The following is a 12,002-nucleotide window of genomic DNA, read 5'->3' on the forward strand; positions in this document are numbered from 1 at the left end:
ATGAAAAAGAAAAAATATTTGGAGAAATTTAAGCAATTTTTTTAAAATATTATTGCTTTCTCATTTAGTTATTGTTATATTATTAATGTAATATTCCGGCATAGCTCAGTTGGTAGTAGCGCATGACTGTTAATCATGATGTCGTAGGTTCGAGTCCTACTGCCGGAGTCAAGCATCCATCACTGGGTGCTTTTTTTTTGTCCAATAAGTGTTGTTGTTTTTCAAGTTTGCTAGTAGTAGAATAGTGGTTATATTAAAGGAGGATTTGTAATGGGTGAAATAACAAAAGATATGACTGCAGCATCACTGGCTGCATTTTCAACAAATAGAAAACAACTAGCTGTTCAACGAGCAGCAGTAAAAAATGGCATACAAGAAGTGGCAGAAAATGTCCAAGCACATGTCGAAAATGTGCCGGTCTTCTCGATTGATTTAACTACTGGTAAAGTAGCCAATCAAAAACAATCTGGTAGATGTTGGATGTTTGCAGCGTTGAATACATTCCGTCATAAATTACTGAACAACTTTCAATTAAAAGAGTTTGAATTATCTCAAAGCTATACTTTTTTTGGGGACAAGTATGAAAAATCAAATTACTTTTACGAAAATATTTTAGCAACGGCTAAAGATGAAGTAACGAGCCGTAAAGTAGCCTTTTTATTACAAGTACCGCAACAAGATGGCGGTCAATGGGATATGATTGTTTCCATTTTCCAAAAATATGGTGTGGTACCTCAATATGTGATGCCTGAAAGTGCTAGCTCAAGCAATTCTAAGGTATTAAATAGTCAATTGAACAAAAAATTACGCAAGGATGCGATCACTTTGCGTCAATTAGTTGCTGAGGGCAAAGATGACGCGACAATCCAAGCAGCAAAAGAAACAATGTTGCAAGAAGTCTATAACTTCTTATCAATTTCCTTAGGCACACCGCCTGAAACATTTGATTTTGAGTACCGTGATGAAGCAGGTGACTATCACATTGATCGTAAATTAACACCGCACACATTCTATGAAAAATTCGTGGGTGTCGACCTTGATAACTATGTCAGCATTATCAATGCACCGACTGAAGACAAACCATTCAACAAATCATACACAGTCGAGATGTTAGGTAATGTTGTAGGTGGCAAGGAAGTAAAATATTTAAATGTAGATATGACAACCTTTAAACAATTAGCCATTGCTCAATTGGAACAAGGTGAAACAGTTTGGTTTGGTTGTGATGTAGGTCAATCTTCGACGCGTGACACAGGTGTCATGGCGACTGATGTCTTTGACTATAACGATCTTTTTGATATTGACTTTACAATGACCAAAGCACAACGTTTAGATTTTGGTGAAAGCTTGATGACTCATGCGATGGTGTTAACGGGTGTTGATCTAGTGGATGGTCAATCAACCAAATGGAAAGTGGAAAATAGCTGGGGAGAAGAAGTCGGAACAAAAGGCTTTTTTGTCGCTAGTGATGCGTGGATGGATGAATACACCTATCAAATCGTTGTCCGTAAAGATTTCTTGACGGAAGAACAATTGGCTGCCTTTAATGAACAACCGACTGTTCTTGCACCGTGGGATCCGATGGGTGCCTTAGCGTAAATAGAATTAGTAAAAGATTACCTGCAAAAACTATAAGAGCCAGTTGTTTGGAAGATGTCTCGCGTTTTCCATTCAATTGGTTTTTTGTATAATAACTAGTGAAGCGCATTTCTAGATACAAAGAAATACTGCACAAAAATCTGGCAGAGACAGAGAGGAAGAACAGACATGGCAAAAGAATTTAGCCGTCAGCACGAGGTCGTCTACTATGAGTGTGACATGAATGGCAATATGACACTCCCAACAGTGATTAGTTTAGCAATCCAAGTTTCAGAAACCCAAAGCAACGAACTCAATCGAGGAAGTGAGTATATTCATCAACATGGTGTAACATGGATATTAACCAATTATCATCTTGAAATCACGCGGTTACCCAAGGTGGATGAGCAGATTATTGTGACGACCAAAGCCGAGGAATACAACAAATATTTTTGCTATCGGTCATTTTGGATTCGTACAGTATCAGGTGAAGAATTGGTACACATTCAAGCAGTCTTTGGGCTAATGAATATCGAAACGAGAAAACTCAGCCGTGTGGTAGATGAGATCATCGCCCCTTTTGAAAGTCAAAAAATTACGAAAATCAAGCGCTTTGGCAAATTAGAGAAAATTGTTATTGGTGAAAGCTTACCGTATCGGGTGCGTTTTTTTGACATTGATAGCAATCTCCATGTCAATAATGCCGTTTATTTTCATTGGATTTTAGATGTTTTAGGTCGGGATTTCTTGACGAGTTATGTGCCTAAGACTATTACGATTCGATATGATAAAGAAGTAGAATATGGCAATGAAATAACCAGTGTGGTTGAAAAAATTAATCAAGATCAAGTGATGTGTACGAGACATGCAATCATGCTTCATGAGGAAACGTGTTGCGAGGCATTTATTGAATGGAAAGAACTAAATAAGTAAAACTTACTTAGCTCTCCATAAATTGTTTAAAAGCTTGTGGAGTTAAATTGGCGTGTTGGCCGATTAATAACTTCAGACGGGCTTTTTGACTGTTGATGGTTTTACAAAAAATAATACCCATTTTCTCCAGCTCAACACCGCCTCCTTCATAGGAATAGACTGGTTCGGCGATGCCATTGAAGCAGCGAGAAACCAAAATAATCGGAATCTCCTTTTTAAGTATCGACTGTAAGGCAGGGAGCGTCTCTGGTGGAAGATTCCCTGCGCCTAGTGCCTCGATGACTAAGCCATTGATTGGCATTTGGGCCAAGGCTTCAAAAAAGTCTCCTTGCATACCAGCATAGGCTTTGACAATGGGCACTAAGCCAGACATGTCTGCTACATCGTGACGTTCGGTGGCGAGTAATTCAAGCATATACAATACTTGATGCTTGGCAATGATACCGATTGGTCCTAAAGTTGGTGTTCGAAAGGTTGCAACATTGGTCGTATGGGTCTTAGTTACATAGCGTGCAGTATGGATTTCGTCATTTAAGACGACGAGCACACCTTTACCGATGGAATCGGGACTTTCAGCAACACGTAAGGCATTGGCAAAATTATATAAGCCATCACTGCCTATTTCATTACTTGAACGCATCGCACCTGTTAAGACAATGGGAAGCAAGTCGCCGATAGTCGTATCTAAGAAAAAGGCCGTCTCCTCTAGGGTATCTGTGCCATGAGTAATAACGATACTATCGACACCATCGTATTTTGCCTGCTGAATGCGTTGCTTTAGTTTTATCATGTGCGCTAAGGTGATATGCGGACTTGGCAATTGGAAAAAATCCTCGACTAAAATAGTTGGATTTGAAGATGTCGCCAGTGTGGCTTCTAATAATGGATTTTTTTCATCAGGGGCTACGCGACCAAGTGAATCTTCTTTCATGGCAATCGTGCCACCTGTATGTAAGACAAGAATTGTTTTCATCGTTCTGCTCCTTAATGGATCGTTTGTTTTGGAACTGTGATTGCATTATACTTAAGGAAATGCGGAAGTTCAAGGGTAAGAAACTAAGGGAGGGAGAAAAGGACATGATTTTCATTGGTTGTACTGGATTTCAAGAGCATGGCTCATTAAATGGTAAGACAAACATCAGTCTATATGAATACGGTCAATACTTCCCAATTGTTGAATTGGATACGAGTTTTTATTATATTCCTCAAGAAGCCCATATCAAAAAATGGCTAACGGATATTCCTGAAAACTTTCAATTTATCTTAAAGGTACCTGGTCTTTTTACGACCCATCGGCCATTAGCCGAAGATGAAACCTTTCGTGGTGTAGCTCATACTTTTTGTCAACGTCTAGCACCAATGATTGATCAGGGTCGATTGTTTTGTCTACTAGCTCAGTTTCCAGCTAGTTTTACGTGTACACGAGAAAATGTGACGTATCTCATGCACTTGCGCCAATGGTTTCCTAACGAAGTGGTCGCCATTGAATTTCGCCATGCAAGTTGGTATGATAAGGCTAATATTGACAAAATGCATGCCTTTATGAAGCAACAGCGGTATTCTTTAGTGGTGGCAGATGAGCCCAAAAAAATCGCCAGTACAGTCCCGTTAGATTTTACAGTTACGAATTCAGAGGCGGTACTTATTCGACTTCATGGTAGAAATGATGCTGGTTGGGTTTATACGGGTCCCGATGCACGAGCATATCGCACGTTGTATGACTACCACACACACGAATTAATGGATTTAGCTGAAGGAATGAAGCAGTGTCAAAAAGAGACGGCCAATGTAGCAGTGATTTTTAATAATAATTCTGGCGGTCATGCAGCGGCAAATGCCAAACAATTACAAAGCCTATTACATATCGATTATAGTGGACTACACCCTAATCAAATGGATCTATTTTAATAGAGGAAGGAGGGATAGGTATGATTCGAGCGGTCTTTTTTGATATTGATGGCACGCTTTTGACTAGGCAAGGCACAATCAGAAAGTCTACAATGCAAGCGATGCATAGCTTACAAGAACAGGGGATTTTATGTTGCTTAGCGACAGGTCGCTCGCCAGTGAAGATGCCTCACCCATTAAACAAATTTTCGTTTGATGCAGTTATTTCATTCAATGGTACGCTGGTATCGTTTCGAGATCAATTGATTAGTGAACACCACTTTTCGCAACAAGAATTAGATCAGTTGGCTGATTTTTTTGATCGTACTCACCGCCAGGCGTTGTTTTATAACAAAGATACGCAATACGGAAGCTTTACAATCCGATTTGGTCATTCGTATTATATTGCGAAGTTACTGACGCTGTTACCAGATTGGTTGCCGACAGGAACATTGCGCTACCTACTTCAAAAATGGAGTCCGAATCGCCGGAAAAATCGCTACAAGGATTTGGTGAAACGACCAGTACAGATCAATCAATGTGTATTGTTTTGTTCAGAAAAAGAAACAGCTGCAATTGAAAATCAATTTCCTGAGTTTGAAATCGTACGCTCCAATCGTTTTTCCGTAGATATTGTTCCAAAAGGGATAAACAAAAAATCTGGGTTACAAGAAGTTGCGGACTTTACTCAGATGAAGTTGGCTGATTTTATGGTTTTTGGCGATCATCAAAATGATATTCAAATGATTGAGTCTGCTGGTGTCGGTGTAGCTATGGGGAATGCTCGTCCTGAAGTGAAAAAAATTGCTGACTATGTAACAGGGTCACATCAAGTTGACGGAATTTTCGATGCACTGGTTCATTTTAAGCTTCTAGCAAATAAACAAAAAAAGAATCGCATCTGACTCGCTTAGCCACATTGTTATGTGAAAACGAGTCGGGTGCGATTTTTTTCTAATCAAAAAATGTATAGTATAACGTGCGAATGGCGAGCTTTTCTTGCTCTTTATGAATACCAAACATGATACTCACTTCAGATGAACCTTGATTAATCATTTCTAAATTAATTTGTTTTCTAGCAAGAGCGGCCGTGCTGTCAGCAGTAATGCCAACGCGATGCTTCATCCCTTCGCCAACGACAACGACCATTGATAAATCATGTGTGATACGTAATTCATCTGGATCAATCTCATAGGCGATTTTCCGAAGAAGGGCTTCTTCTAATTCGGGGTTTAATTGTCGTGCACGAATGATAATAGAGATGTCATCAATCCCAGAAGGCATGTGCTCGTAATTGAGATTAAATTCTTCAAAAATCTTAAGTACACGCAAGGTGAAGCCAACTTCACGGTTCATTAAGTACTTACTAATGTAAATCATGCTAAAGCCTTCGTCACTTGCAATCCCAACAACTGCTTGTTCATTTGAAGAGCGGTTGTTCGTAATGCGTGTGCCAGGTGCTGATGGATTGTTTGTGTTTTTGATGACGACCGGAATTTTTGCTTTGTAAGAAGGCATTAGGGCTTCTTCATGGAAGACACCGAAGCCGGAATAGGCTAGCTCGCGCATTTCACGGTACGTTAGTTCTGTCATTAGGACAGGCTTATGCACATAGCTAGGATTTGCTACGTAGATGCCATCAACGTCGGTAAAATTCTCATATAGCTCAGCTTTGACACCTGCGGCTACAATCGCACCAGTAATATCAGAGCCACCACGGGAGAAGGTACAAATCTCTCCGCTCGTTGTCACACCAAAAAATCCCGGAATGACTAAAATCTCAGAGGAATTATGCCAAGTATAAATTTTGCCATAGCTTTCTGATAGAATTTGAGCGTTTTGAGGTTCTTCGCTGACAAGAATTCCTAATTCAGCGGGGCTGATGTAACGAGCCTTTAAACCTTGGCTTTTAAAGACACCAGCGATTAACAAGGCATTGTTGTTTTCTCCACTGGCTAAAACCCGATCATAAAAATACGGCGTGAAAGGTGCCTGTTGTTCCGTTAATTGGACCAAATTTTGCTTAATTTCAGCTAAGATGTCTGGTTCAACTTGAAATGTAGCGCCGATTTCTTCATATCGCTGGTAAATTTCATCAAGCAACGCCTGACTATTCTTTTGCTGTACAATGGCTTCATGAAGTGAAATTAATAAATCAGTAACTTTGATGTCTTCTTTGAATCGCTTGCCTGGTGCAGAGACTACGACAAAACGACGCTCGGTATCTTCTTTAATGATATTGACAACTTTTTGAACCTGTTCGGCAGATGCAAGTGAACTGCCACCAAATTTTGCAACTTTCATCACTTTTACAACCTCTATTTAATATTTATTTCCTAGGGTACAGGTTTAGACTAAAGAAATCAAGTATGGAATGAAAACTTGCCGAAAAAATCATGAGAAAATTGCGAGAAAACGAATTTTTATTTTTTTCAGATTGATTAGTGAATGGCATTATTGTTTGTGTTATAATTTACAGTAGATGTCTAAATCGAGCGCATTCTGTGAAAGCGTGCTTTAGTAAATGAGAATACGAGACTTTTTAAGACAGAATGAAGTTGAAAAATGGAGGAACCATAATGGGAACTAATGGAGTCGTCGGCTTAGTCGTAGTGATTCTTTTCGTGGTAGCGGCCTTTTATATAGTCGGTTATTATATCAGAAAGAAAAATCAAGAGACACTTAATGGATTAGAAAAACGCAAAGAAGAGTTATTTGATTTACCAGTCATTGAAGAGATTGATGAAGTGAAAAAAATGCATTTAGTTGGTCAAAGCCAAAATACTTTTCGAGAATGGAACCAAAAATGGGCAGATTTATCAACAAAATCATTTGCTGAATTAGAAAGCCAAATTTTTGAAGTTGAGAGCCAAAATGAATCGTTGAAGTTCTTCAAAGCGAAAGCAGCTACTGCTGATGCAGATAAGACGCTGACGGAGATGGAAGAGCAAGCACAGACAATTCGTCAAGGGCTAAAAGAGTTGCGTGAAACAGAAGAGCGCAATTCACTAGCTGTGCAAAAAGCCTTAGATATTTTTGAAGAGCTAAAATCAGAACTAAAAGAAGAAGCAACGACGTTTGAACCAGCGCATGCTGAGTTACAAAAGCAAGCAAAACAAGTCGAAGAAGAATTTACGAAATTTGTCATGCTGAATACATCGGGTGACCCAATTGAAGCTCGCGAAGTATTGGAAAAAGCAGAAAAAGATACGTACGAGTTAGAAGCAACGATGAAACGCGTTAAACCATTAGTCGATGAATTATCGAATCGTTTCCCAGGTCAGTTAGAAGAGCTACAAGCCGGCTACCAAAAAATGATTGATGAAAATTATGTATTTCCAGAAGATCAAATCACATCCGATATAGCTCGTGTCAAACGGAAAGTCGAAGCAAGCTTGGCTGATTTAGAGAAAGTCGAGCTAGATACAGTCGAAGCGGCGACAAAAGAAATCGCTACTGATATTGATGACTTATATGCTACGATGGAAAAAGAATACGATGCTCGTCAATATGTTGAACGTAATCGTAAAGTCTTATCGGAATACATTACGCACTCGATGCGCAACAATCGCCAATTACTAATCGAGTTAGATCATACGGCACAAAGTTATACACTGAATCACAATGAATTAGGCCAAACAAGAACTTTCCAAACAGAAATTGAAGAATTATTTAGAAGAAATGAATTGCTTGAGCCTAAGATAGAGAAAAAAGAAGTACCTTACACGGAAATTCAAGCTTTCTATAAAGATGCGTATCAAATTCTAGATGAAATTGAAAACCAACAAGTGACGATCGATGAATCCATTCGTGACCTACGAAAGGGCGAAAAAGAAGCTCAAGAAAAGATGGATCATTACGAGTTTACTTTACGTAATTTAAAACGATATGTTGAAAAACAACGATTACCAGGTCTACCTGGTGAGTACTTGGAATACTTCTTCCTTGTAACTGATCGTGTGGAAGAACTAAGCAAAGCACTGAATAAGATTCGCATCAATATGGACGATATTAACAAAATGGTTTCTGTTTGCGATGAAGACATGGTGGAATTAACAGATCGGACACATGACTTGGTTGATGCGGCATCCTTGACTGAACAAGTTATGCAATACGCCAATCGCTACCGTCATACACATCCTGATGTAAAAGCAGCGATTGATCACGGCCTTGATTTATTTAATCAAGAATACCGTTATCAAGATGCTCTTGATGAGATTGGGACTGCTCTTGAACGGGTAGAGCCAGGAGCGTTTAAGCGGATTGAAGACTTTTACTTCAATCATCCAGATTTAGTATAAGAGAAGAAAGTTGGTAGTCAAAGATGATTACCAACTTTTTTATGGTAACCAGAAACTTGAAACATACCGATGATGTGTTTATAATAGGTAAGACTTTGAAATAGAGGGGCAGAAAAACGTGATATATTTTGATAATAGTGCGACAACGATGATTGATCCACAAGCATTGGATGCGTACGTAAAAACAAGCCAACGAATTATAGGAAATCCCTCAAGTTTACACGATTTAGGGAATCAAGCAAACCGTTTGTTGCAGCAAGCTAGAAAGCAAATCGCGCAACAACTTTCAGTGTCGGAAAAAGAAATCTTTTTTACGAGTGGAGGAACAGAAGGTGACAACTGGGTTCTAAAAGGGACTGCCTGGGAAAAACAGGAATTTGGCCGTCACATCATTATCTCAAGCATTGAGCACCCTGCAGTCAGTGAAGCAGCGCAGCAATTAGAAAAGCAAGGCTTTGAAGTTAGTGTGATTCCAGTGACTTCAGCTGGTTTTGTTTCGCTTTCAGAGCTAGAAAAGGCGATACGCAAAGATACGATTTTGGTATCCGTCATGGCAGTGAACAATGAAATGGGAGCAATCCAACCAATCAAAGCCATTAGTCAATTACTCGAAAGCTACCCTAAAATCCATTTTCACGTGGATGCTGTACAAGCCATTACCAAAGTGCCGACAGAGGAATGGTTGACACCACGCGTGGATTTTGCGACATTTTCGGCACACAAGTTCCACGGTCCAAGAGGCGCTGGTTTTCTATTTTGGCGTCAAGGAAGAAAGCTGTCTCCTTTACTGAGTGGAGGCGGGCAAGAGAATAACCAACGAAGTAGCACGGAAAATGTTCCTGCTATTGTCGCGATGGCTAAGGCTTTACGGTTAGCGATGGAGCGCAAAGCGGCTAAGCCGACGCACGTTTATGACTTAAAGCAAGCACTACGCAATGCCTTAGCGCAATATGAGCGAGTGACTATTTTTTCTGCGATGGAACAGTTCGCCCCCCATATCCTTTGCTTCTCGCTAGAAGGAATTCGCGGAGAAGTTTTGGTCCATGCGTTTGAAGAAAAGCAAATCTACCTATCTACGACTAGTGCCTGCTCAAGTCGCAAGCACTTAGCAAGTAGCACGCTTCACGCCATGAACATGCCAGCGAATTTAGCCACTAGCGCCGTGCGGATTAGTTTGGATGAATCCAATACGATGGCGGAAGTCGAACAATTTTTAATTATTTTCAACCATTTGTACCAAAAATTTGCAAAAATTAGCGAAGGAGTCGCAAAGTGAAGTATTCAGAAATTATGGTTCGTTATGGCGAACTGTCCACAAAAGGTAAAAATCGGAAAATGTTTATTATGCAATTAGCAGAAAATGTGCGCCGTGCATTGGTTGATTTTCCATTAGTTAAAATTCATGCCGACCGTGATCGCATGCATCTTTTATTAAATGGGGAAGACAGTCAGCTGGTGATGCCAAAATTGCAAAAAATATTTGGCATCCAAAATTTTTCTCCAAGTATTCGCGTGGAAAAAGATGTTGAGGTCTTGAAACAGACGGTTCAAGAAATTATGCAATCAATTTATACAGGGAAAGAAACGTTTAAAATTACCGCAAAACGCAGCGACCATGATTTTGTTCTTGATAGCGGAGAATTAAATGTTGCGTTAGGAAATGCTGTCTTTGATTTATTTCCTGCGATTCAAGTCCAGATGAAACACCCAGATATTAATCTGAGAGTCGAAATTCGACGCGATGGCGCATATCTATCCTATGAAACGCTACTCGGTGCAGGTGGGCTTCCAGTCGGTACAGCTGGTCGTGGGATGCTGATGCTATCAGGTGGGATTGACTCCCCAGTAGCTGGTTATTTTGCGATGAAGCGAGGCGTTGAAATCGAGGCAGTCCATTTTGCAAGTCCGCCTTATACCAGTGAGCAAGCTTTGCAAAAAGCGAAGGATTTAACAAGTAAACTTGCGCCTTACGTAGGAAGCATTCAATTCATTGAGGTGCCCTTCACAGAGATACAAGAAGAAATCAAGCGTCGTGTACCTCAAGGTTATTGGATGACCATTACGCGCCGCATGATGTTACGCTTGACGGATATGATTCGCGACATGCGTAATGGGCTGATCATCATTAATGGAGAATCACTCGGTCAGGTCGCTTCGCAAACATTGCAAAGCATGGTGGCCATTAACGAAGTCACGACGACACCGGTGATTCGTCCAGTGGCAACAATGGATAAATTAGAAATTATCGAAGTAGCACAAGAGATTGACACATTTGAACTAGCAATCCAGCCATTTGAAGATTGCTGTACGATCTTTGCACCACCTCAACCCAAAACACGTCCACAACTAGAAAAAGTCCTACAATATGAACAACGACTCGACTTAGAAGGATTGTTGGCACGTTCTCTAGCTGGCTTGAAAGTTAGTGAAATTCGTGCAGAATCAGAACAAGTAAATTTTGAATTTGACGACTTACTCTAAGGATAGGAAAGCTTTGGAATTCACATATTCCAAAGCTTTTTATTGTTTTTTCTAAAAAGAATGATTGCACTACCAAAGATTGCGTGATACACTTTTATGTGAATAAAGTAACAATTGAGGTGAAGAAATTGGAAAATCTGAAAGTCAAAAAATTACCCAAGGCAACAGCAAAAAGGTTGCCATTGTATTTGCGATATTTAAAAGTATTAAATGAATCTGAAATTGTCCGAATTAAATCAAAAGATTTTGCACAAATTACCCAAGTACCTTCAGCTACGATTCGCCGAGATTTTTCCTATTTAGGTGAACTTGGTCGCAGTGGGTATGGGTATGATGTACCCTATCTGGTAGAAGTCTTCAGCCGTTTACTCGAAAGTAATGAAGAAAAACGTATTGCATTATGCGGGTATGGCAATTTAGGAAAAGCCTTAGTTAATAATAATTTTCGCAGAAATGAAAACCTTTCGATTGTGGCCGTCTTTGATAATAATCCTGAGATGATCGGTAAGACCGTGAATGGTTTTTTTGTGCATAGTATGGCTGACTTAAAGCAAGTTATCAAAGATGAAGGGATTACAGTCGCTATCTCAACCGTTCCAAGTAAATACTCTAAAGATGCAATCGATGCCATTGTCGATGCCGGTATTACAGCAATTTTGAATTTTGCTCCGAATCGCGTTAAAGTACCAAAATCAGTCCATATGCAATACATCGATTTAACGACTGAATTGCAAACGCTGATCTTCTTTGACTCCTTGCAAGAAAAAGCCGTATCAGTCAAAGCATAATCATTGGTTTTTTACTCCTGTGTGCTTATACTAA

The 12,002-nt window shown here is 39.8% G+C and carries 10 protein-coding genes and 1 tRNA gene; 9 read left to right on the forward strand and 2 right to left on the reverse strand.

Features of this window, described 5'->3' with window-relative positions; all coding sequences use genetic code 11:
• Window positions 1-94: 94 nt before the first annotated feature.
• From NE257_RS01660 to NE257_RS01670, 3 genes are all read left to right on the forward strand, one after another.
• Window positions 95-168 (forward strand) — tRNA-Asn (locus NE257_RS01660).
• 102 nt (window positions 169-270) lie between these two features.
• Complete coding sequence (locus NE257_RS01665; protein ID WP_276532294.1) at window positions 271-1,599, forward strand: C1 family peptidase; 1,329 nt, start codon at window positions 271-273, stop codon at window positions 1,597-1,599.
• Between the two features lie 168 nt (window positions 1,600-1,767).
• A complete protein-coding gene (locus NE257_RS01670; RefSeq protein WP_251885654.1) occupies window positions 1,768-2,511 on the forward strand; it encodes an acyl-ACP thioesterase domain-containing protein in 744 nt (247 codons plus the stop codon).
• Window positions 2,512-2,518: 7 nt separating this feature from the next.
• On the opposite strand, the gene NE257_RS01675 is transcribed toward NE257_RS01670, so the two are convergent.
• Window positions 2,519-3,484, reverse strand: a complete 966-nt coding sequence (locus NE257_RS01675; protein ID WP_251885655.1) for an asparaginase — start codon at window positions 3,482-3,484, stop codon at window positions 2,519-2,521.
• A 104-nt stretch (window positions 3,485-3,588) separates the two neighbouring features.
• Between NE257_RS01675 and NE257_RS01680 the strand changes: the two genes are divergently transcribed.
• Window positions 3,589-4,419 (forward strand): DUF72 domain-containing protein, encoded by an 831-nt coding sequence (locus NE257_RS01680; RefSeq protein ID WP_251885656.1) that lies wholly within the window; start codon window positions 3,589-3,591, stop codon window positions 4,417-4,419.
• Window positions 4,420-4,439: 20 nt separating this feature from the next.
• Window positions 4,440-5,303: a Cof-type HAD-IIB family hydrolase gene (locus NE257_RS01685; RefSeq protein ID WP_251885657.1), complete on the forward strand. Its 864-nt coding sequence runs from the start codon at window positions 4,440-4,442 to the stop codon at window positions 5,301-5,303.
• A 49-nt stretch (window positions 5,304-5,352) separates the two neighbouring features.
• On the opposite strand, the gene NE257_RS01690 is transcribed toward NE257_RS01685, so the two are convergent.
• A complete protein-coding gene (locus NE257_RS01690; RefSeq protein ID WP_251851217.1) occupies window positions 5,353-6,702 on the reverse strand; it encodes an aspartate kinase in 1,350 nt (449 codons plus the stop codon).
• A 275-nt stretch (window positions 6,703-6,977) separates the two neighbouring features.
• Here NE257_RS01690 and NE257_RS01695 point away from each other — a divergent pair, with 275 nt between their 5' ends.
• The 4 genes from NE257_RS01695 (at window position 6,978) to NE257_RS01710 (ending at window position 11,968) form a co-directional block, all read left to right on the forward strand.
• On the forward strand, window positions 6,978-8,699 hold the full coding sequence (locus NE257_RS01695) for a septation ring formation regulator EzrA (RefSeq protein WP_251885658.1): 1,722 nt from the start codon (window positions 6,978-6,980) through the stop codon (window positions 8,697-8,699).
• A gap of 118 nt (window positions 8,700-8,817) precedes the next feature.
• Window positions 8,818-9,975: a cysteine desulfurase family protein gene (locus NE257_RS01700; RefSeq protein ID WP_007208838.1), complete on the forward strand. Its 1,158-nt coding sequence runs from the start codon at window positions 8,818-8,820 to the stop codon at window positions 9,973-9,975.
• Complete coding sequence (thiI, locus tag NE257_RS01705) at window positions 9,972-11,180, forward strand: tRNA uracil 4-sulfurtransferase ThiI (protein WP_251885659.1); 1,209 nt, start codon at window positions 9,972-9,974, stop codon at window positions 11,178-11,180. Before NE257_RS01700 ends, thiI begins: the two co-directional genes overlap by 4 nt.
• Window positions 11,181-11,308: 128 nt before the next feature.
• On the forward strand, window positions 11,309-11,968 hold the full coding sequence (locus tag NE257_RS01710; RefSeq protein ID WP_251851220.1) for a redox-sensing transcriptional repressor Rex: 660 nt from the start codon (window positions 11,309-11,311) through the stop codon (window positions 11,966-11,968).
• Window positions 11,969-12,002 lie beyond the last annotated feature (34 nt).

The organism is Enterococcus italicus, from assembly GCF_023743875.1.
Classification (GTDB): domain Bacteria; phylum Bacillota; class Bacilli; order Lactobacillales; family Enterococcaceae; genus Enterococcus_G; species Enterococcus_G italicus.